This window comes from Enterococcus sp. AZ163 (assembly GCF_050498925.1).
Lineage (GTDB): Bacteria > Bacillota > Bacilli > Lactobacillales > Enterococcaceae > Enterococcus_A > Enterococcus_A ferrettii.
Map to the genome: position 1 here is coordinate 13520 of NZ_JBIPAO010000004.1, position 21706 is coordinate 35225.

Below are 21706 nucleotides of genomic sequence, written 5' to 3' on the forward strand. Positions count from 1 at the left end.
CACACTCGAAAGTGTGCTAAATCAATTCGAATTTTAGTCCTTTGAAATTTATTGTTCCTGCTTGAGCCTTCACAACAATATGGTAAAGGCCCGCTTTCGTTGCTGCTAAGACTGACTGCTTACCAGTCCCGGAGATAGTGTAATCAGTACCATTCACAACAACCTTAGCGGCGCCTGCATCTAATGAAGCAAACATGTTCCATTGTGCTGACTGCTCTGGCTCTAAATAAACCCAAACATCCATCAAAATATCATTTTCTGTTGCAGTGTAATTCCACTGACTTTTAAAGCCATCAGCATCACGCGTAATATCCTCCACATATCTCAATGAACGACTCGCAAAAGATTTCTGATCGTAGATACTTACAATTCCGCTTTCTGACAGGCTTTTTACAGTAGGTACTAATTCTTTAAAGGTCCAATCCGTCTGATAAGCATGCATAATAGCTGAACCGTGAAGGCCATCTTCGACTAGTTCGCTGATTTTTTCTGGTGCGTTATCCAACAATCGTTGAGTGAATTCGGTATAGTCAATAACTTCAAGATTGTATTTCTTCGAAATGCCTAAGCGTAGTGGCAGATCAAACTTGGTTGTATAGAACTGGCTTCTGCCGCCCCAGTCGTCGCCGCTCTCAGTGTTAGGCACTTGATTGGCCTGAGCTGTCGCAATAATGGGCATCATCCCTTTTTCAATACATGAAGCTACAATTGTATCGAATGCTGTTCTTCTTGTTTCAGTAGAAGAGCCATTGATTCCATTTAGACCACAGCCAATCATAACCAAATCAGCATCAGAGTGTTTTGTAAGCAAGTTTTCGATCTGTCCTGCAAAGTAAGTAATTGTTTGTCCACCAATACTCTCGTTCGCAGAAACTACCTTACCAGAACCGAAATATTCATTTAGCTTTGATTGTATGAGTTGCGGAAATGGTGTAGTACTTCCGTGGATTGGACCAGTATAACCAGCCCAAGTTGAATCTCCCAACCAAAGTATCTTAGATGTCGCACCAGCTGCTACAGCTGAAAACCATTCTTCGATTGATTTAAATTTCGATTCAGTATCTGGCGTAGGCTGCGGCACCCCATTTCCCCAGCCTCCATTTTCCACTCCATTTACTCGAATAATCCGACGTGAAATATCATCAATTCCATAAACCTTTTTGCCATAATATGAAAATACTTTTATATCATCGATACTTCGAGGTGCGTAATCCACATAGTAACTTTGCGCTGTATAGCCACCAGCTGCAGTCTTGGTTTTTGATGGAACCAGAAATAATGTCATTACTGCATTTGCCGGGCTTATGTTGTAAGTGGAGAAGTCAATTTTAATCTCAGATCCATTGCGATAATACAGCCCGCTTCTTGAATCAATTGGTGTTTGTCCTGCTGAGATAGTAATTGTTTTCTCGCTAGACGTTTCAACTATGTCGATGCGGCTAGACGCCCAATTAATGAAAGATAGTGCTCCCGCATCTTGCACGTCATCCAATGGAAAAACTGTTATACGGCTTTTAGGACTCGATTTGTAAAAGCGGCCATTGAAAATTGTTCCAAGAATGATTTGGCTCTCTGGAAAGATACTCGTTAATACCCTAAATTTTTTTGTTCGTTTATCAGCTACCAGATATAACGTCACACCGTCGCTAGAATAAGTTAGCTCGATATCGGCATCTTCAGCGAACCTGAAGTTACCTCGGTTGGAAGCAATCACGGTTCCCTTGCTGATAAGAATACGTTTTTCAAGGATATAAACCGAAATATCACCGTATAAGATAGTTCCCTCAGAATTGTCTCGGTTATCGAGAGGAATTCCATTTAAGGAAATATTCCTATAATCATGCGCGTAGACTATCCCACCATAATATATACAAAGCAGCGTAGCCTTTTCACTTTCGAGTATAGAAGTATTATTTCCCATTTGAACAGTTAGAATGCCATTAATGAATCCTATATATGTTGGGGTGCCGCCTACTTCCATGGGTACTTCTTGTGCTTTACCAGGCATGTCAAACCCACTGCCAAAGGCTACTGCTGTATTGCTGGTACACGTCACTTTGAAATTTACAGTATCAATATTAACCGTTCCTAAAATTGTTTGAGTGGCAATTTTTGTTGGAAAAGCGGTCTTTTGTCTTGTAACAACTCCATCAACAATAGATTCTGTGAGTACTGATTTTGGCCCTACAACAGCAGTTTTACCACCTGAAATGTTTTCTCTCGCTTCTTGATCGAGCATTCCCCATCCAACTTGTCCAACGCCGTTTTTATCGACCTTTTCTGATTCAAGCGAATACGTCTTTTCACTAACAATATTTATCGCTTGACCAGTATCCTGTTCGAATTGTCGAAACTCCGATTTGTCAGCAAATAAATCGTCAGCATCTATTTTCGTATATACGCTCAAATCTTCCGCCGTAATACTTACGCTGAGTTCTCCATTTTCTGATACTGTCAATCCATTTCCTAAAGTAATGAACGGTTTGTTATCGATGTATCCTTGCTGATTTTCTTTTGCGTTCCAGTCAGGTGCAGTATATCCAGAAAAATCCAAGAACACCCATTTATCGCAATCCCATACATATGCTCCTGTTCCATTTTTAAGATAGAACATTGTATCACAGGTTTTGGCATGCTTTTCCGGCTTCCATTCGTCTATTATCTCGAAAGTACAAGCGTTGTATAGTTTTGGTGACACTTCTACTTCCGAGGGATCACAACTCTTAACTCTCATTTCCTAAACACCACTACTCTCAATTTTATTTTTTTCAAACAAGCAGGCCATACAGTTCTCGACTTCCAAACCTAAAAATTTGGCAATCGCTGCTGAAGCGCTGTTTGCTGTTTTCTCATACGTTTTTTCAGCAAATACTTTTAGTTCAGTATCCTGAATAGCCGCAGTTGCATCTCTCATTTCGGCCATGCTCAGTAATTGATGCTTAAACATGCATGAATATTTATCCTGTTGTTCATTTTTAGCTATTTTAGCGGCAAGTGCTAAAGATAGATTCGTCTTCGCATACCGAGCTTCACGAATTTGGTCTCTCAACTGATCAAGGTCCCTAATTTCATCTAGGATGATATCTTTTGCTTGATCATCCGGCTCACTTTCCATATCACGGTTGAACGCACTTTTTAAACGATCAGCGTGGGCTTCGGTTTCAGCATCGTTCATTATTGACCAAATAAGGTCTTCCAAGGCTCCTGTTTGTGCTAAGTAGTTAATTGCTGCCATCTTTTATATCCCCCATTCTTTTTCGTGCTATGCCTTTCGCTTTTTCCCGTTTCCGTTTTTGATCTAACAGAAAATCATACTCAAAATTTGCGCTTTTGGCTTTTAATAGAGAGATCACACCTGCGGCATCAGTCGGATGCCTTTCTAAGTGTGACTCAAGTTTCGAAGTGTTCTTTTTCATCTAATCAAGCCCTCCTCGGTCGACGTGATTGTATTTGATGTAATAGCTGATCTCACACTCGCAAAGCATGTTGCTATTCTGAGTTATTTGAATTTCTTTCAATCCAGGAGACAAAACAACTGACTGCTGCCAAGGGTGTAAGTAATCTAGCAACCTCAAAACATCGAACGTATCATTTTGGCTTGGGTAGTATCCATATCCATTGACAAAAGAGCCATACTCCGCAATGATCGCATCTGTTAAATCAATACCTTGGATTGATATCCTTACCTTCGTTAAATCATAAGTGTGTTCTTTAATTAGCACGCCAAGGTTAAGCGCGTGATGGTGCGGATTCGGCGTAATGTTACTCCCTGATAAAGCCAGTGAAGTATCAGAAGTAGTGACATTTTGTGCTATATTGGTAACAAATGGTCGGATATGCAAGTTAAACGAATATTTCATAATATATTGCATATCGTTAGATATACGAAACGCGGTATAGATTCGATCTACACCGCGTAGCATTGTTTGAAAGTCCGCTTTAGCATCTGTTACAGTGTTTCTTCGTTGCAGCTGCCGCTGTTTTTCAACTAAACTTTGTCCTTCTTGCCTCTTGGCTAGAAAATTCAATACATCATCAATAGTTGCTGTCATCTCTGTACAACTCCTTACTCAAGGTGAGAACATTTGTCTCGACCAAATTATTGTCAAAGCTGGTTTCAATTTGAGTGATGTAGAAATCGTCTGAAGCCTCATAAATCTTCTTACAATACCTACTGCAATGATCGAAAAGTTCGATGCTATTATGGTAATCAAAATAGACGCGATCCAGTACGTTCAAATCGCAAGGTAATTCCCCGATTCGAACTCTGATCACGTCTCTACGTCTTGCGCTTTTTAATTGTCCAACAGCTGCTTTATAGGCGATCATTGATTGTTTAGACCGCTCTTCATCACTAATTGTATCCCCATTTTCTTCGAAGGGAGCAACATCGTTCATGCTTACAGTCTTTTCAATCAATTTTCCCTGCTCTAGGTTAATGCTAAACTCATCAAGTATAGCGAACTCTAAAGAATTACTCGAAGCAATCTTAGTAATGTTCGTATAATAATTCTTTTGCTCCTTATTCGCGGTTGAATTAAGAATGACGATTGGAAATCCTTTAACTATATCGTGCCCTTGTTGTTGCTGATCTAAGTAAGCTTCGCGCAACGTCAAACTTGCTTGAGAACTATCGGATTTTTCACCATAAACTGTAACCACGTTAAATACTTGGTCAAACTCTTTTGAGACAGTTACTTGATCGATGATCTTTAGATGACGTTCTGTCTGCCCATATTTAGAAATGATGTAATTTTTCTTTTCCCCGAAAGCACCGATTTCTAAATAACGATCATGCTTGGTTCCAACACGCCACCACAAATTATCGGTTAACTCTACAGCCTTATTTAACGCCTCTAAGTGGCTTTGTCGGCTAAATGCATAGTTTATCTTTTCTTTGTGAGCTGCTGAATCAGCATCCACAAACCACTCTGTCGAATGGAGGAACGGACTTTGACAAAACACATCGGGAAATGTTCGGTTTTTTACAGTATAGTTATTGGGGATTTGACGATACTCCCATTCAGCTATTTTATGATCGAGTTCAACGTTTGCAGTTTCTGCATCCTTATCCAAGGTTATAGATTTTACAATTCCATCAAACATCTTTTTAAATATGATTACCCTACAATCCATATGACCGTCAAATTTTTCGGCATCATTAATCGGTACAGTAAAGGAGCATGCCGGAACACCATTAGGTTCGATCGTCCAACTGATTCCCCCTATGATATCTCTGACATACTCACTTTTTCCTTTTTTATCTGTACATACAATTATGAAATCATCATCATTGCAGTAATTGTGTCCGATATCCGACCTGGATGAACTATGAGGGAAAAAGATAACTTGAACATGCAGGACCTTTTTCTCTCCATCAGCTCTAACTCTGATTAGTTGGATATAAAAAGGGTTCTTGGACTCAAAATCGATACAAAAATCGAATCCTGACCATTCTACACCTTCGACATTAGGATTTTGAGAAGCGATATCTTTACGACTCTTTAACTCGATTTCAACAGTTTTCAATAGTTTATCGTCTGTTGCATCAAATATTTCTAGCATTTCCTTTGCATTCCCATCGAAATGCGTAGCAGCTCGTTGGGTTGTTTCTGCCTCTAATACTCTTGATTCAGCATTTCGGTTGCTGCTAGTACCAAAATCTAGGGCATTAACATCAATTGTTTGAGTGAAAGGTGTCCACCGATCAATTGGCCTTGCAGGTCGTTCCCAACTCATCAACCAAGCTGTCGTTAAGTCACTAGGACTTGCAGCACCGGACCAGAACTGATCCCACGATCCATAGCCTACACTAATCCATTGCGCTGTATTGCTTTTCGCATACTCTATTTGGAATTTAGCATCTTCATAGCTTCTAGTCATGTGATTAGGAACATCGCCCCAGTTGTAAGAATACGACCATTGGAAGTAACCTTTGCCCATTCCATTGCCTTCAGCGGCAGATGGATCAAGAGCACTTTCTGCTAATGCATTTGCAGCGAGAGCTAGTGTTGTGTTCTTAGGAATGCCAAGTTGCGTACAAATAGATACGAAAAATTGTGCTCGTGATTGCATGCTATTCCAGTCAACGCTGCCAATCGCCCCTGCATTGCCGCCTGAACTTCCGTCACCTGATCCACCAGTAGCAGCTGCGGTAGGATCACTCGCAAAATGCCACCCTTTGAGACAAAGCTTGTTACCAATATAGCTATATTCTTCTAGCTCACCAGAGTTATCCATATTTTCTTTTGTATTTTCCTCAGTTGCTGCATCTTCTGTTGGCGTTGGTTGCGCAGCTCCGGCCAAACGGAAAACAGTTTGTGGAGGATTTGAATAAGAATGAATAGCCGCATAGTTATCAATGGATACGCCGTTGGCTGAAAAATTACAATGAATGACATTGTCTTGGTCTATGAATATTCCAGTATGGCCCGCATTTCCTCCTGATTGTCCTTCTATTCCCCAAACAAAAATATCTCCGTAAGCATACGGAGGATTGACTTTGGAAAAACCAATACTAGGTAAATCCCTGAACATGCTATCTGTGTTTCCGAGTGGCAGGTTTGCTCCACCAGCGTTCAAAGACGCATAGACAGCTCCTGAACAATCTGCCGTACCATCAGCCCCTGAACGGCTTCCTCCTTGCGAATAAGTGACGCCTTTACCCATTAAAGCCCTCATGTTTGAAATTGCAGTCTGCATATTAACCGTCATAGCGCAATCCCCCCAACAAAGACTTTGATTGTTTGTATCTCTTTCGTATCTAAGCCTGAAAGAATAACGTTATTTGTACCTTTTTTTACGCTCCAGGACACAATTCCGTTACTCGATCCAGTTACACCTATTTTTGGATCATTTGAACTACAATCGGGAGGTGTACATTCAGCATTACTAACACAATCTCCATGAAACTTTGAGATATCTAAATAGTCACAGTTGTTCTTCACAAGTCCTGCATTGATAATCGTCTCGCCTATATAAGCTCCTTCGATAATCGACTGCTGGCCATTCCAATTTATTCCTAAATCAGTGAATTTACCGCATATTTCAAGAACAACATCTTCAGTTTCGTAGAGTGTTTTTCCATTGAATTGAAGAAAAGCGGTGTTTGAACCATGTTCAGATTTTGTTTCAGCTGTCGCCGTTTGATCACAGCAAGAATAGCTGATCTTTTTGTTGTTACCACAGTTGCCTATAACTTCGCTCAGTTCTCCTTTTGGAATATCGCATAGCCTATCGCCATGACAAGGTGGGCACCGCTTAACCGGAGCTAATTTGATATTGCATAGGCAGCAATCACACAGCTCACGTTCTAGAGCTGCATAGCAGTCCGTCACATCGCATTGGTAATAATCATCAAAGTATGTTGCTGTATCATCTGCTATATGCCAAATACCTTCAGGTAAATAGAAAGTTACTGTGAAACTTAAATAGCCACGTTTCTCATCGAATCCTTCGGAAATTGACAATACTTTAGCTAAAGACCATAGAAGAAAATCTCCTTGTACTGCCCACAATCTTCCAACAGAAAAAAAGTTATCAAGCACAAATTGCTCAATAACTTCTCTGTCTTCACAAGGGAATTTATTTTTGTCTACCATCACAGTAACATCGAATTGCTTTGAGTTAACTTTTCTTGGACCGCAACGTTCGGGACTGTAATCCCCGTGAGAGTTTGCAAAGGCATTCTTCGAATTTTTAAATTCTGTCACGTTATCCGGCTGTTGATCAATGTAAGCCGTATGGTTGAATACAAGTTCGTTAAACTGAACTAATTTCTTCATGCTATTCTGAACCTCCTGTTTGCAGCCAATACTGCATCCTGATTACCTGAAGTGTAAAGATTAAGATTTTGAGTATTGTTATTGTGATAAACGTTGTTCACCACGCTAGACGTCGTGTGTGAGACGCTCTGAGCCAATCCGGCAAATGTTCTGGAAATCTGACCACTACGCAATTTTTCTAGGAATGGCATTCCAACAGCATCAACAATCTTTTTGGGTATTACATACTCGCCATTATCAAGCAATGGTTTCTCTGGTGAGTCCTGAATTCTTGCTTTATTCCCTGGTTTAACAGAGATTAGGCCACCGCTAGAAAAGTTCGCGTCACTTATTCTTGGCAGCCTACTCGACGATGAATTCGACGACTGACTCGTACTCGTTTGCCTCGTTTCAGTTGTCACCAGTTCCACTTCAATTTTCGTTGAATATTTTCCTGCCAGAGCTGAGTTAATCGCATTGCGAATTTTCTCAGTAAAGCCTGACAAATCAATCTCGTTCATCTTACTAGTAATTCCGTCGCTAAAAGCTTGTCCCACTTGTCTACCGACAGCATTAAAACCACTGTTCATTGTTCTCAACTTATCTAAAAGCTTGCGGATTTTCTCTAATGCAGGAGCTTCGAAGTCTACAGATTTGAATCCTTCAACGATTTTTTGTCCATAGCTTTTCCCAATTGGGAAAAATTCATTGCTCATTGTATCAAGAGTGATCACCAAGGTCTGAAACGCTTGAACCATAGTGAATATACTGTCTTCACCAGTGAAATCTTTAAATCCTTGCAGCTGTTCAAAGATAGTTTTAACCGAAGTGATGGTTGATGTGATATCCACCGTTTGTCCTTCAACAGCCCTAGCCTTTGCAATAATGTCTGGGAATTTTCCTAGCGTGTTGCTTAAGGTACCAAGCTTACTATTTACATTACCAAGGTTGAAAGATTCCTCGCCGCCTTTGGCAAAAGGTACCAGCGCTTCTTTTATTTTTGACAATGTCGAAGATATCGCACTAATGTTGGCGGCCACCGCTTCCCCATTGACATTACCGACCGCACCTTGTGCTGCTTCGATAATCTGTCTCATCTTATCTAATGCGGTTAACATTTGCTCCATCTTTGTTATCGCACCATCGATACCACCATTATCAACAGTATTGTTAAAAGTAGAATTTCCGATAGACGCAAGTTCTCCTGGCTGTTGGCTTATCGACTCGCCGCTCATAGTTCCTGAGACTTCCTGAATTTTAGTGAAAATTTCACTTACATTGGTAAGGTTCGATATTATCGCTTCTTTGTCAATGAACCCTATAGCAGCCTGAGCTTTTTGGACGATCTCTCCCATCTTATCTAAAGCCGTTAAGGCTTGTTCTAGATTGGCTAATGCATCATCTAACCCTTGATTCCCATCTGTGCTGCCAAAGTCGGCAGTTGCTAACGTAGGAATAGAGACATTATCCTGTTGATCATTGCTGAACTTACCGATGGTTTCTTTGACTTTATCGAATACCTGGCTGATGACATCTAAGTTTGCAAATAGACTTGTTCCGTCTATGTTTCCTGCAGCGTCTTGAGCTTTGGTAACAATTGACCCCATTTTTGAAATAATCTCTTTCAAATCTTCTAACTTGCTATCGACAGCTTCAAGACTCAAACTATTTTCTTTTTCGCCGGATTTACTTAGATAATATAGTTTGTTGGATACTTCATCAAAGAAGGTTTTGATCACATCGACATTTGCTGTAAGAGCCGTTCCATCAATATTTCCCGTGGCATTTTGGGCTTTTTCAACAAGCGAGCCCATTTTCTCCATCAGTTCTTCTAAATCCTCTAATTTCTTTAATGTATCTTCTAATTTGAGACTGCCCTTTTTACTACCTGACTTGCTCAAATAATAGAGCTTATTCGATACATCATCGAAAAAGTGTTGAATTACTGAAAGATTTGCTGTCAATGCTGTATAGTCAATGTTGCCTGTAGATTTTCCTGCATTTTCAACGATACTAGCCATCTTAGACATAACATCATCTAACGATTCCATTTTTTTATTAAGTTCTTTTATATCAGTTTTCTTGTCATCTCTCATTAATTCTTTAAAGGCTTTGTTAATCTCGTTGACTAGCTCTCCTAAGATCGAAATGTTAACTTTAATATCGGTAACGTTAATATAGCTCGCAAGTCCATTAATGTTTTCTGTAATCTCTTTTAAGCTTTCAATTGCCTCAGAAACTTTTTTAAATGAACCGCCGCTTTTTGTCATCTCAGTGATAGAGCCGATACCAGATTTGTTGATCTCTTCAACAGATTCTTTTATTTTCTTGAACGTCTTACCGATCTTTTTAGGATCAATGTCTGACTCGCCAATTGTCTCAAAGGATTTCATCATACCTACGAGAGCTTTTAACTTTGAAGCATTTCCCTTTTCTTCTAACGCTCCAGCCCAGGACGATATAACTTCAAAAAGTTTCTTGATCACTGCTACATCGAAATTCTGTAATGAAATCTCTTTCTCCGAATCCCCCAATACCTCTAGGCATTTCTTAATAGTTTCTATATTTGCTTTGATTTTTTCAGTATCAATTTCAACGTCACCTTGAAGTGTTTCAAGTGACTTCATCGTTTCAACAAAAGCTTTAAGCTGTCCCGCTTTCAGGTAATCACGAATTGTATCACCTATTTCAGCAAGAGTTTTTAAGTAATTAACGAATGGAATATAGTCGACAGTTGTACGATCTTCGCTCAAAACAGCTACAACATCATCGATAGATCGCAACTTGGCTTTTACATCTTCTCCTTTGACTTCTTCCATATCAGCAATCTGATTGATTGTATTGGCCATTCTTGCAAATGATTTTAATTGACCTTCCTTCAGCCAATCATTAATCATCGCACCAGCATTTCCAATAATAGTAAAGATATTATTCGCGATTAAACCGCCCGATGTCACTGATAAGGCCGTTAGGACTTCTCCAATCTGTTCTATTTTCTGAATATATTCGCCATTTATCTGCACATCATCAAGAGACTTTACCGCTTTCGCTGTTGTCATTAGCGTCAGACTCAACCCCGCAATAGCTGCTGCACCTGAGCCTATTATTAATGCTGCACCTGGTATTTTAAGAATTCCGCCGACAATAGCAGAAAAAGCACCCATCGCGGTGACGGCTGCTCCTAAATTAAGTAATTTTTTTGGAAGATTGTTGTCTATTTTTATCTTATCTACCTCTTGCAACGATTTAGCCGCAAGCCAAATATTCCCAGCCAATCCAGCAATAGTTAACATTTTCAAACCTAGACTTTTTAAATCATTTATTCCAACAGATTTTAAGGGTACACCTTCTTTGCCACCAAAACCAAAACTAGGAAATTTAAAAGCACCAAACTTTTCAAAGAAACCCACAACTCCTCCGGCACCTTTTGTTATGCCACCTAAGACTTTTAGAGCAACTCCAAGTTCAAAAATTCTAGGAATCAATTTACCTAACTTCTCGGCATTACCCTCACCGCTAACGACATTAAGTAATGGTTTGAACACACTCAAGATTGCTTTAAAGTCTCCCGCTAATGTTTTGAGACCTGACCCTAAGCCCTGAATAAATCCACCATAGTCAAGTTTTGACAAGAACTGATAAATAGAATTAAAGAATTCAAATATTTGATTTTGATTATCTTTAATAAATTTAGATATGCTTTTTAGTCCGTTCTCAAAACTTTTGCCTACATTGTATAAAATATCTGAAATGCCACCTAATCCATTGTCTTTAGCTATTTCGTCTATTGTTGTTATTACATCAGCAACACCACGAGTAACAGCGCTCTTCATTCGTGAAACGCCTGTCTGAATACCGCCAACTGCATTTTTGGCTTGTTCACTGAAGCTTTTGAATCCTTCTGCTCCTTCGGTATTCAGCGTAATCACTCTGTCCATGAACTCATCCATGGAAATATTCCCACTTTGTAAAGCGTCGTATAACTCAGAACCTGTCTTCCCAAAAGACAAAGCTATCTGGTCTAGCTGAGCAGGCATCGCGTTAGTAATGGTTTTCCATTCGTCCATTTCAAACTTTCCTTTTGAATAACCTTGCGAAAGTTGCTCTAATGCTCCAGCTTGCGTTTCAGCACTTGTTCCGCCTGCTAACATTGCATTATTGACTGCTAAAAACATTTGAGTAGACTTCTCAATGTCTTTGTTTTTTGATGTGAAACGTTGTACGGCACTAACACCTGCATCTAATGCGGTAGGCAAGCCATCTAAACCTTCAATCAATGTTTGCTTTGAGTTAGCCGCAGCATCTGATCCGATATTCATATTAGACATTACTTTTTCAAAATTGTTTAATGTGTCGTAACGAGCTATGGCACTGTCTACCGAGCCAGTGACCATATTGATTCCTTTATCGACCAGATTATTAATAAGCCCGAAACCAAACATCTGATTCAATTTAGAAGTAAGTGGGTTAAACTTACTCAAAATAGTGTCGCCTGCTTTACTCATTGTGTTGCCAATACTTTTTAACGAATCACTAACTTTTATGTCAATCTTTTTGGCATTGATTCGGTCGATTTCCTGATCAATTTTATGAATTTCAACATTCGCCGTGCGGATCGGTTGGATTTCCGCATCAACTTCTAATTTTTGTCGGTTAAGACTGGCGATATTCCTATCTAGCTCTTTTAGTTGCTCCTTTGTGTTGTCGACATGTTTCAAATCGGCCTGTAACGATATCTTTTTTGATTGCAACGTTTTTAAGGAACTATCCAATTTTTTTAGCATTCCATCGGCATCAACAACACTTTTAGGGTTAGCTTTTATAGCTAATTTCTTTTTGTTGATGTTATCAATACCTGTGTTAACCCCAGAAATCTCTTTTTTTATTTTACTTATTTCTCCGTTGTCTTTCATACCAAGCTTAATCTCGGTTTTCTGCTGACGAAGCTCTTTCATCTCAGCCGCTATACGTTGAGACTTATCTCTGAGTTTATCAAGCTGAGAACTATCGACCTGGAGCAGATTTTTTCTATCGGTCAATTCTTTCATGGATCTTTGTGCTTGTGTCAGTTGTCCGTAGAAATCACGCAAGTTAGACTTCACGTTAATTGAAAATTGTCCGACTCCACTAGCTGCCATAAATAAACCTCCTTCCCTCAAGATTAATGATTACTAAGCTTCTTTTTTTGCTTCTTCTATTGCCATTGCTTCTTCTGAAATTGCATTAATTTGAGTGATTGCAAGTTTTGCTTTATCGCCGATCCAAGATTGATTTTCTTCTAAGAACATCACTAACAAGTCGAAATTTGGTAACGAAGGAATAAGTGTGCCTTTTACATCATAAACAATGCCTAAGACCTCTGTACTGATTTCATCAAGAACAAGTAGCACCATCAGCCAATCTGATACTGTTGCGTTATCATCATTTATAATATCCATAAGTTCTTCTTTAATTTCGTTAAGAACAGCAATCTGTGTAACTATTTTTGATTTTTCAACTGAATTTAATCTCTTTTTAGGTAAAGTTTCTACATCAACCTGTTCATCATCTTGCATAATAGTTAAGTTATGTTTTTTACCACCTGCTTCTACACTTTCTTCTTTTTCTAGTAAAGCAAGCTCAGCTCTTAATTCTTCTGCTCTATTCTTTGTCATGATTAATTTCCTACTTTCTCATTCTGTCTAGTGTGTCTTGGATAAAATTGTGTGGTTTGTTGCCAGGGTGCCTTACTAGTTTTGCGTAATAGTCTTTGCCTTTTACTCGCCAATGGAGCGCCTTTCCATTTTTTGCCCGTATAATATGCGGTGGGGAACCGTAATAATATGGAGCTACATAGTTAACATTTCCAGCATTTCGTTCATCCGCCATAAGTTTTCCTTCATTGATACCGACTAAATAGCTGGCATCGCCTATTTTTTCCTTTTCAGCAGCATCAGATAGGGCACCTGTCTTTTTGTTTATGACATCTTTCATTATTTCCAGAGCTTCATCTGCCCGTTTTTCCGTTTCTTCTTCTACTGCTTCCCACATCGCTCCGAAAACATCTCCGCCAAATGGATTAGTCACTTTTACCACCATCCTTTTTGTAATAAAAAAAGACCTTCTAAAAGGTCTTTAATAAACTATTTAACTAGCAAAATTTACCGAATAAATATACTCTCCAAGGATTTCTACATCTAAACCCTCACTTGGATCATATACCCATGAACGTAGGAAAACATCTCTACTCTCAGGGACAAACAAGACTTTCTCGTCCTCCCTCCACGCTCTAAAGAGCATCCGTTTATTATCAATACGTACCGCAACTATCTTTCCATCTTGCCATTCGTTCGTTTGATGAACGATTGCTAACGATCCAGGAAGCACCACACGGTTCATTTCTACACCTTCAACTTTAAAAGCAAATAAGTTTTCTAGCCCGTATTCATCAGCAATTAACGGTTGGATCAGCAACTCATTGACTGATTCAATACAATTCATATCTTTCACCTCATTAAGTTTTCTGCTATAATAAGGTTAATTAGCAGTCAAACTAATTAACCGATACGTAAAGCGTTCCAGCGCTTTGCGTATTTTTTATTTAATTTCTTATTGTTCATCAATATCCATCAAAGCGATTATTCCACGTTTTTCTAATAGCTCATGGATAAACAATCTGCCTTTCTGTGTCCATTTTGTTTGCATTTGCACATCAGGCATACCGTTACTTCTAACGATATTTATAGTATCAGATTTTGTATAACCATTATTCATATAGTTCCGGTAAAGAATCCATTGATTGTTTACTTTTCGTTGAACTCGTTCTTCCCGAAGTATTTTGTTTAACTTCTGTGCAGAGATACCATAGTCAGCAGCAATTTGCGTGACTGTAACTGTCTTTTTCGAAGAAAGAATCTTATCCAAATAATTTACCTTTGGCTCATACTCAGCTATTCGTTGCGCCTGTATCTCATTTTCGGCTTTAAGTTTTTCGTTTTCTTCCGCTTGGTCTGCTGCCAGTCTTAAAGCCTCTGCATAATTCTGTGGAATTTGAAACTGGATAACAGTTTGTCGCTCTTTTTGCTCCATTTGATTGAATAGTTGAACATAATATGCTGTGAATTGAGTTCCTTTTTTACCTGTCATTTTGTTAGCAATCATTTCACACCCTTGCTTGGTACATTCATAGCACTTATAGCTTTTGCCTGTCCCAGCTTTATAGGTAGATTCAATAAAGAAATCATCAGAACGCAAATCTGCGTTTTGATCGATATATGATATATAGGTGTCTATATCTCTAACTAAATCTGAATGTCTTTTTTCAACTTTATCCGCTACTTCCCTACTATTAATCTTTCAAGTAATTGAATCATTTTTCTTCCTCACTTTCTTCATAAATCATTTTCCAGTCAATACAAAAGATCTTGCCAATTCTTTTGGCAGTAGCTATTCTTGGACTTCTCATCCCTAATTCCCATGCACTAACTGTTTTTCGAGATACATTGATTTTCTTCGCCATCTCATTCTGAGTCATACCTGTTAATCTTCTTAAGTCTTTAAGCGTACTAGTCATACGATCACCTCCTGCTACATTATGTATACATGATAAACTACATTTTGTAGCATTTCAATAGTAAAGTTTCATTTTGTTGTAAATAATGATTCTATTCCTCCTTTTGTAGTATAATCCAATTACGAATAATCGTATCAGAAAGGGTGATCTCGTGCTTGGAGATAGAATCAAGTTACTTCGTCAAAAAAACAATCTGACACAAAAAGAGTTAGCAACTAAATTGAAACTATCTCACCAAACAATTGGTAGCTGGGAGAGAGACCGAACCGAACCTAGTGCTGAACATCTAAAAAAACTGGCTCAAATATTTGATGTTTCTGTGGATTATTTAGTTGGTTATAAAATTGATATTATTAGTAAAGATCGTAACTATACTCGATATAGAAAAGACATTTTAAAAAAAATCGATGATAGTACCATTTCCGACGAAGAAATGAAAGAAATTTTAACTTTCATTGACTTTATAAAGCATAGAGACGGTGATAGAAGTAATTAGAAGCTGAACTCAGTCGAGTAAAGCTTCTTTATTTTCTTCTTCCTCTCCTATCTCTTCAAAATAAAATGCTTGCTTCTTAGGTTGCTTGCGTTTAGGTGCATTCGGTTGGCTATACTTCCAATTTAAGAAGGAATCTAACGAACGGTCATTAGCAAGCTTTGCGAACGTAACAATTAGTTCGGCAGTAGACCAATTTTCAATTACCTCAAATGGTCTTAATTTAAACTCCTTAGCAATCTCGTACGCAATGTTTATATACGGGTCTTGGAATTGAGTACCATCCAGACCATCCACGATCGATTGGTAATCCACGTTAGTTATTTGTTCCTTATCCTTCGTTACGTTATAAAGCGCCTCGTTAACTAACTGCGGATTGTCCTTTAAAAAAGCTATTGCTAAATCGTGTGAATAAGCTACGTTTTCGCAGAAATACTTGCTTAGAACTTCTGAGAATTGGAATTCTAAAAAACTGTTAACTTCTTCATCTTCGAAACTCAATTCTTCAGAATCACTCATAGCGTCTACTAAAATAATGAAGTTCATCAGGGCAAGTAAAGTATCACTATGATTCTTTGCTGTTAACTTGCAGCTTCCCAGCTCTGCATAATCAAAGTTTGCTGTAGCCGCTTTGTCAGATATCCCTACGAGAGAATAGCTACCGTCCTCATTTTCCGAGATAAAAGGCGGTGCATCTTTATGAAATTGTGTTAAAAATCCAATCAAATCGTTCATACTTTTATCCCCAAAAATAAGGGCAACCCACGATAGGTTGCCCAGTTTTTTTTATTTCCGTTGGTCAATTTTAATGATTGTTCCGTACTTTCCGTATGAGTCTTTCGCCATCGAGTAAGTAACAGTAAAAGTTCCCGCTGCATTTGTCCAAGTAAATGGTAAAGCTGTCAGCATTACGTTATCTGCCTTAATGACATATTCATCGCCGCAGATTGGAGTTACCATTTCCATTTGATAATGTTGCTTGTTAAGGTCTTCTGTCGTGATGTCCCAAGCAGTTCCTTCAATCCAGATAGGATATGCCACAACTACTTCAGTATCTGCATAGGCTTTTGACATGTAGACTTTATTACCTTTGCGGAAGAACTGTTCTTCTGGCAGGTCAATCGTTGTTGTATCATTATCGATGTCAACGTGATAAAGCGTGTCAAATTCACAATTTTGCGGTTGAACAAGTAATCTCGGACATTTGATATCAGCTAATTCAGGAATCGTAAATGATGCGTAGTCAATTCCGTTCAAAGAAACCTCTTTAGCCGTGAATCTATCCCTAGTTTGAACAAGGTGCTCAGAATTCTTTTGACGCTTGGTGATATTATGAAAATCAGCAAGCTCCCCGATGATGTTAGTAGCAGTTAACGAACGTTCAATTGTTGTTGCTGTTTCGTCGTATTGAGGAATGTCACATAAATCTTCTGTCAGCGTCAATGCTGGATCACCAGAAAAGTCGGACACACAGGTGAAGCCGATCGTTTGATCCTTCACCATTCCAAAGATATCCTCAAATAGTTCTGCCGTAGATAAACGGAAAGGTTCAGCCTGCTTCGAGTTAATAACCAGTTTGATCGCTCCATTATCAGCTACCCATCCACCAGATACGATTTCAGCAGGATTGAATAGTTCTACAACAATTGCATTCCATCCAGATTCTTCAAGTGCAACGGTAAATTTGTTTGCTTCTGTACCAGTCATGTTCATAACAGACAAATCAAAGGCATCTCCTTTGTTACCGTTTATGAATACTCTTAAATAACCATATTGGAAATCTTCGCTGTTTGCTTTGATTTCTGTTGTAATCTCTGCTCCAGCTTCGGAAGGCGTAACAAACAACGTTCCAGTCATGTCGCATTTATCAAGTCCGCAAACTTTTTCATCAGGCTTATCAGCATAATTGTACGAATACAAAATGCTAGCTTTTGCAGCTTCGGAAGCTTTGAATCCATAAATGTTGCATCGGTTTGGATCACGCAGCTTATAAAAATAAGCTACAGAGTTAGTATCCAGTTTACCGATTGGGCATGATTTAAAATTAGGTTTACATTTTTCTAATAACGATCCCAACTATTTCCCCTCCATTTCTTTCTTTTTTGCTTGATTAACTGCAAAATTCTTTTGATGCGTCATCGATCCACGCTGCGCACGAGCTTCAAGTTTTTGCGCGTAGGTCAAATCAGTTTTACTTTTCTTTGTTTTTACTTCTACAGCTTTGTTTTCAGCCATTTCTTCACTCCTTATTTCTTTTTAAATAATCCGGTTTCCATAAAAAGTGGGAAGTCATCAAGAGAAACTTCTTGAGGCTTACCGACTTCCCATAAGCGCCCGAATATTTTCTTACGAGTCGTATGAACGTTGACAGGTTTCCCACCACATTGTTTGCAGACTTTACCTTCTTCGCTTTCACCTAAATATTCGATCGTGATCAAACAACCACCGTCCAATCTTTTAATGATTTCAATAAGCAGAGCGAGTACTCATCGATGACTGATTGAAAATACTTAATCGCTAGAAATTTAATTGTTGCTGATAAGTCCTTCGTCCCTTCAACTTCTACAATCGCCACGCTGTCAGCTGCTCCGCAACTAGCACATTCGATCTCTTCAAGATCCATATAAACTTTAGCAATTGCACAAAACCAGCGACAAAGTTCAGGCGGAATTACATCCGTGCCAACAGTATAGTCAATGATGACGTCGTAATTCTTACATCGATTACAGCAGTCAATTACATCAGACAAATCAATCATCAAATCATGAGTATAATCATCGAAAACATAGTCGACTTGCATCTCCTGCAGTTCTAATCCTAACCATGACCGGACTTTGACTTTGATTGTGTCTTTTTGGACCCAGTTCTCTGGGAGGTTGACCCTCAAAATGTTCGGGCAGCAACCTCCACATTGATCAGAAACTGGAACTCTAAGGTTAATATCATGATCATCTATCCAATTGCCACATGTCAGATTTCCCCAATCCTTCAGGGCTGTAATGACTGCTTGTTCCCATTGCTCTTCAGAAGCACATTCAAAGCATTTGCAGCATTCTTTAACCTGTTGGACATATAAATCTAAAGCAGTTGCAAATTCTAACTCTTCGGTATTTCCTTTCATAACGAATCACACTAGGCGATAAAAGGAGCGTAGGAATTAATATTAATCATTCCTTCAATTCCTTGATACATTTCAGGATCGCAACCAGCAGAAATACCTGTGATTTTAAGTAGAGCATTGGCGTCAGTAGCCACTACTCCACCAAAGTTCGTCAAACGATCGCAAGCAGTCCAGCAGTCAGGATATGCCGTTGCGCTCTCATTAAAATGCACAAATGGTGAAGTTTTCTTTTCCCATTCTTGGAGAATAAAGTTCCCAGGCATATCCAAAGGTACTCCTGAGAAGATACCAACAGTCGGAGGTACTAGGTAGATGTCACCATCTAAAGTATCAGGATCAACGTAAACTAGATCAGATTCAATGATTGGCAGGTTGTTGAAATAATATTTTTTAACAGGCATCTGAAAACCATTAACAGTTTCAGTTGATTCTGTAACCGTCCAACCCGTTGGATATTTACCATCACGCTTCTCGATAACTTCTTGTTGAATGGCAGCATACGCAGTACGTGACGCTAAGAAAAAGCCCCCTGCGAATACGCGAGAGCCGATAATATTCATTCGGCACAGGACTTGGTTAAATGCTTCGATAATTCCTACTGAACCTGAAATAGGTAATACATCTGGACGTGCGTACACTTGTGCTAGACCGGAGAATCGTTTGACGATATTTCCATTTTGCTCAACGGATAATAAACCATTAATAAACGTCAACATATTTAACGTAATAAATTGGCCAATTAAACTTAATTGTTCGAATTGAGCCAAAGTAGGTAAAGAACTTTTTGGAATGCCCTCACTAATTAACATTTGTTTGTACGCCGCGTAAACAGCAGATGAAGTGCTCGCGCCACTTACGGCAGCAACCATTCGATTCAATTCTTTTTCACACTTCTCAATGCAAATTGCTTTCAAAATCGTTTCATCTTGGCACACCTGTAAATCACCCGCAATAACGCAGCAGTCATCAGGGTTTGAAGTCATGGCAGAGAAAGACATTTTAGGGATATTTTTTAGTGTTAAATTCCCGTCTGCATCTTCACCATAGATCGGTACATTTTCACCAGCAATGGACGCGTCTCGCATAGCTCTTAATTGCCGCGATAGCGGCGTATTTATCAGGGCTGCAAACCCTGCATCAGATTCAACAATGGACGTAAAAAGAGCTTGGGCAAGATTATTCCCAAGCTTTCCACCTACAATTAAATTTTCGATAGACAGTGCTTCTAAATCCGACTTGACTACCGTTGCTCCATTTTCTTGTGTAATATTCTTATACATTCTAATCGGTTTCACAGTCATTCTCCTTAATATTTAGATTCTACCTGCATGTAAGCAGGCACTTGATTATTTTGTTTCACCGCTACTGTTTTAGTGGTGTCAATTACCGCTGACTCTTCTTTTTCCACTTTAGTTTCTCTTAGTTCAGGGTCAACGGTTGTTTCGATTTCATCGTCCTCTTCAGTCTCCGATTCAATCGTTTCTTCCGGCTCAACAACTTCCTTTGGTTCTGAAACAAGTTCCGAAGTTTCTTCAGCCTCAGCCTTTAATTTATCGACGTCAGCTTTCATAGTAGCTAATTCAGCTTCTAGACGAGCTTCCTCTAACTGTTCTTCAAGTTGCGCTTTTTCAACCGCTAATTTTTCCTTTTCCGCTTTTAAATCATCAATTTTTGCCATTACGTTCTCGCTTTCTAGGCTATCCAAGCCTTCATTATTTTCCTCTGTTTCAATTACTCCATCAAAGCTTACTGGTTCATCAGAGTTCACTATTCCGTTAGAAATCATCTCTTCAACATTGAACCATTTTTCCTCATTGATTAATTGCTCAAGGTTTCCAATGGATGCTCGTTCTTCATAAATTTCTTGTAGGCTACCCTGCATTTTGTCTAACAAGTCAGCTTGTTTACGAAAATCATCAGCATCTCCCCAAGCAACACCACTAGGTTTGTGGACCATAAATAAAGTGCCGCTCATAGCAATACGCTTGTCTCCAGCTAAGAATAATATTGATCCCATACTAGCTGCCATTCCGGTCAAAACTGTAGTGATATTTCGACCTGAAGCTCTGAGCAAATTATAAATTTCTAATCCGTCTATTACATATCCACCTGGACTGTTCAAAAAAATTGTAAGATCTTTGTCATCGTTTTCGTTCAAAAAGTTTGAAACATCATCGGCGGTAATATCGTAACCAACTACTCCAGACAACCTAAGCTTAATCATTTAGGACCTCCAGCAAAGCAATCGATTCATATTTAGCCTGTCCGCAACATTTGTTTTTAGTTGCTTCAGTCTTCACTTTGACTTGTTCATTTTTTAATGCATCATAATCTACCTGAGAAAGTACATATTGAACGCCTTTTAGCAATTTAGAGTAGCTTTGGTCAGCAAGCTTAACGATACGCCAATTTGTCGCTAATCGATCGGTTACCCGAACTTCTACGCCTTTTTCACTGCCAGGATATTCAGGAGACTGTTCTCTAATCATTGCACGCTCGCCTACTGTAAGCTGACTGTAGTCTCTGCCCTTAAGATATGAAACATCATCAACTTTTTTAGTCTCTGTTCGCTCAATCTTAATAGCAGATTTTACTTTTTCTGCAATACTAGTTGGCTGCTCACTTAGAGTGTTCACTTCCGAATCACCTTCTTGATCAACTTTTACAGTTTCTGCAAGTAGAAGATAATCTGCTTTTACTTTTGCGTCTTTGTAATCAACGTTGTTTTCATCGAGGAAAACTTTGAGTTGATCCACTGTCATTTTAATAAAATCCAT

21 protein-coding genes are annotated in these 21706 nt (G+C 38.9%); 1 reads left to right on the plus strand and 20 read right to left on the minus strand.

Features of this window, described 5'->3' with window-relative positions; translation table 11 throughout:
* Positions 1–16 precede the first annotated feature (16 nt).
* The 12 genes from IGI46_RS24715 to IGI46_RS24770 form a co-directional block, all read right to left on the minus strand.
* A complete protein-coding gene (locus IGI46_RS24715) occupies positions 17–2734 on the minus strand; it encodes an SGNH/GDSL hydrolase family protein (RefSeq protein WP_429974486.1) in 2718 nt (905 codons plus the stop codon).
* Positions 2735–2737: 3 nt separating this feature from the next.
* Positions 2738–3235, minus strand: a complete 498-nt coding sequence (locus IGI46_RS24720; protein ID WP_429974487.1) for a hypothetical protein — start codon at positions 3233–3235, stop codon at positions 2738–2740.
* A complete protein-coding gene (locus IGI46_RS24725) occupies positions 3222–3416 on the minus strand; it encodes a hypothetical protein (RefSeq protein ID WP_429974488.1) in 195 nt (64 codons plus the stop codon). Before IGI46_RS24725 ends, IGI46_RS24720 begins: the two co-directional genes overlap by 14 nt.
* Positions 3417–4052 carry a hypothetical protein gene (locus IGI46_RS24730; protein WP_429974489.1) on the minus strand — a complete coding sequence of 212 codons (636 nt, stop codon included), beginning with the start codon at positions 4050–4052 and terminating at the stop codon, positions 3417–3419.
* The gene (locus IGI46_RS24735) at positions 4036–6714 is read right to left on the minus strand and encodes a phage tail tip lysozyme (protein ID WP_429974490.1); all 2679 of its coding nucleotides are present in this window, start codon (positions 6712–6714) and stop codon (positions 4036–4038) included. Before IGI46_RS24735 ends, IGI46_RS24730 begins: the two co-directional genes overlap by 17 nt.
* Positions 6711–7784 (minus strand): hypothetical protein, encoded by a 1074-nt coding sequence (locus IGI46_RS24740; protein WP_429974491.1) that lies wholly within the window; start codon positions 7782–7784, stop codon positions 6711–6713. The genes IGI46_RS24735 and IGI46_RS24740 overlap by 4 nt, the downstream gene beginning before the upstream one ends.
* Positions 7781–12901 (minus strand): tape measure protein, encoded by a 5121-nt coding sequence (locus IGI46_RS24745; RefSeq protein ID WP_429974492.1) that lies wholly within the window; start codon positions 12899–12901, stop codon positions 7781–7783. The genes IGI46_RS24740 and IGI46_RS24745 overlap by 4 nt, the downstream gene beginning before the upstream one ends.
* A gap of 33 nt (positions 12902–12934) precedes the next feature.
* A complete protein-coding gene (locus IGI46_RS24750) occupies positions 12935–13417 on the minus strand; it encodes a hypothetical protein (protein ID WP_429974493.1) in 483 nt (160 codons plus the stop codon).
* A gap of 10 nt (positions 13418–13427) precedes the next feature.
* Positions 13428–13829 carry a hypothetical protein gene (locus tag IGI46_RS24755; protein ID WP_429974494.1) on the minus strand — a complete coding sequence of 134 codons (402 nt, stop codon included), beginning with the start codon at positions 13827–13829 and terminating at the stop codon, positions 13428–13430.
* A gap of 60 nt (positions 13830–13889) precedes the next feature.
* On the minus strand, positions 13890–14243 hold the full coding sequence (locus tag IGI46_RS24760; protein WP_429974495.1) for a LexA family protein: 354 nt from the start codon (positions 14241–14243) through the stop codon (positions 13890–13892).
* A 108-nt stretch (positions 14244–14351) separates the two neighbouring features.
* Positions 14352–15095 carry a phage regulatory protein/antirepressor Ant gene (locus IGI46_RS24765; protein WP_429974529.1) on the minus strand — a complete coding sequence of 248 codons (744 nt, stop codon included), beginning with the start codon at positions 15093–15095 and terminating at the stop codon, positions 14352–14354.
* 16 nt (positions 15096–15111) lie between these two features.
* Positions 15112–15315 (minus strand): helix-turn-helix transcriptional regulator, encoded by a 204-nt coding sequence (locus IGI46_RS24770; protein WP_429974496.1) that lies wholly within the window; start codon positions 15313–15315, stop codon positions 15112–15114.
* 151 nt (positions 15316–15466) lie between these two features.
* Between IGI46_RS24770 and IGI46_RS24775 the strand changes: the two genes are divergently transcribed.
* Entirely contained in the window at positions 15467–15811 is a 345-nt protein-coding gene (locus tag IGI46_RS24775; RefSeq protein WP_429974497.1) for a helix-turn-helix domain-containing protein, read from the plus strand.
* Positions 15812–15820: 9 nt separating this feature from the next.
* Here IGI46_RS24775 and IGI46_RS24780 read toward each other — a convergent pair whose 3' ends face one another.
* Genes IGI46_RS24780 through IGI46_RS24815 form a run of 8 tightly spaced genes read right to left on the minus strand, consistent with a single transcriptional unit; the run spans position 15821 to position 21706 of the window.
* Positions 15821–16543 (minus strand): hypothetical protein, encoded by a 723-nt coding sequence (locus tag IGI46_RS24780; protein ID WP_429974498.1) that lies wholly within the window; start codon positions 16541–16543, stop codon positions 15821–15823.
* Positions 16544–16594: 51 nt separating this feature from the next.
* Positions 16595–17884, minus strand: a complete 1290-nt coding sequence (locus IGI46_RS24785) for a hypothetical protein (protein ID WP_429974499.1) — start codon at positions 17882–17884, stop codon at positions 16595–16597.
* A complete protein-coding gene (locus tag IGI46_RS24790; RefSeq protein ID WP_429974500.1) occupies positions 17885–18043 on the minus strand; it encodes a hypothetical protein in 159 nt (52 codons plus the stop codon).
* A gap of 11 nt (positions 18044–18054) precedes the next feature.
* Positions 18055–18246 (minus strand): hypothetical protein, encoded by a 192-nt coding sequence (locus IGI46_RS24795; protein ID WP_429974501.1) that lies wholly within the window; start codon positions 18244–18246, stop codon positions 18055–18057.
* A complete protein-coding gene (locus IGI46_RS24800) occupies positions 18243–18929 on the minus strand; it encodes a hypothetical protein (RefSeq protein ID WP_429974502.1) in 687 nt (228 codons plus the stop codon). The genes IGI46_RS24795 and IGI46_RS24800 overlap by 4 nt, the downstream gene beginning before the upstream one ends.
* 11 nt (positions 18930–18940) lie before the next feature.
* Positions 18941–20224 carry a hypothetical protein gene (locus IGI46_RS24805; protein WP_429974503.1) on the minus strand — a complete coding sequence of 428 codons (1284 nt, stop codon included), beginning with the start codon at positions 20222–20224 and terminating at the stop codon, positions 18941–18943.
* 11 nt (positions 20225–20235) lie between these two features.
* Positions 20236–21153 (minus strand): head maturation protease, ClpP-related, encoded by a 918-nt coding sequence (locus tag IGI46_RS24810; protein ID WP_429974504.1) that lies wholly within the window; start codon positions 21151–21153, stop codon positions 20236–20238.
* Positions 21146–21706 carry a hypothetical protein gene (locus IGI46_RS24815; protein ID WP_429974505.1) on the minus strand — a complete coding sequence of 187 codons (561 nt, stop codon included), beginning with the start codon at positions 21704–21706 and terminating at the stop codon, positions 21146–21148. Before IGI46_RS24815 ends, IGI46_RS24810 begins: the two co-directional genes overlap by 8 nt.

Coding starts and splice junctions, on each gene's coding strand:
- IGI46_RS24715 (WP_429974486.1), bottom strand. CDS start 2,734: ATGAGAGTTAAGAGTTGTGATCCCTCGGAAGTAGAAGTGTCACCAAAA.
- IGI46_RS24725 (WP_429974488.1), bottom strand. CDS start 3,416: ATGAAAAAGAACACTTCGAAACTTGAGTCACACTTAGAAAGGCATCCG.
- IGI46_RS24735 (WP_429974490.1), bottom strand. CDS start 6,714: ATGACGGTTAATATGCAGACTGCAATTTCAAACATGAGGGCTTTAATG.
- IGI46_RS24810 (WP_429974504.1), bottom strand. CDS start 21,153: ATGATTAAGCTTAGGTTGTCTGGAGTAGTTGGTTACGATATTACCGCC.
- IGI46_RS24740 (WP_429974491.1), bottom strand. CDS start 7,784: ATGAAGAAATTAGTTCAGTTTAACGAACTTGTATTCAACCATACGGCT.
- IGI46_RS24790 (WP_429974500.1), bottom strand. CDS start 18,043: ATGGCTGAAAACAAAGCTGTAGAAGTAAAAACAAAGAAAAGTAAAACT.
- IGI46_RS24770 (WP_429974496.1), bottom strand. CDS start 15,315: ATGACTAGTACGCTTAAAGACTTAAGAAGATTAACAGGTATGACTCAG.
- IGI46_RS24720 (WP_429974487.1), bottom strand. CDS start 3,235: ATGGCAGCAATTAACTACTTAGCACAAACAGGAGCCTTGGAAGACCTT.
- IGI46_RS24730 (WP_429974489.1), bottom strand. CDS start 4,052: ATGACAGCAACTATTGATGATGTATTGAATTTTCTAGCCAAGAGGCAA.
- IGI46_RS24800 (WP_429974502.1), bottom strand. CDS start 18,929: ATGAAAGGAAATACCGAAGAGTTAGAATTTGCAACTGCTTTAGATTTA.
- IGI46_RS24780 (WP_429974498.1), bottom strand. CDS start 16,543: ATGAACGATTTGATTGGATTTTTAACACAATTTCATAAAGATGCACCG.
- IGI46_RS24815 (WP_429974505.1), bottom strand. CDS start 21,706: ATGGATTTTATTAAAATGACAGTGGATCAACTCAAAGTTTTCCTCGAT.
- IGI46_RS24750 (WP_429974493.1), bottom strand. CDS start 13,417: ATGACAAAGAATAGAGCAGAAGAATTAAGAGCTGAGCTTGCTTTACTA.
- IGI46_RS24745 (WP_429974492.1), bottom strand. CDS start 12,901: ATGGCAGCTAGTGGAGTCGGACAATTTTCAATTAACGTGAAGTCTAAC.
- IGI46_RS24760 (WP_429974495.1), bottom strand. CDS start 14,243: ATGAATTGTATTGAATCAGTCAATGAGTTGCTGATCCAACCGTTAATT.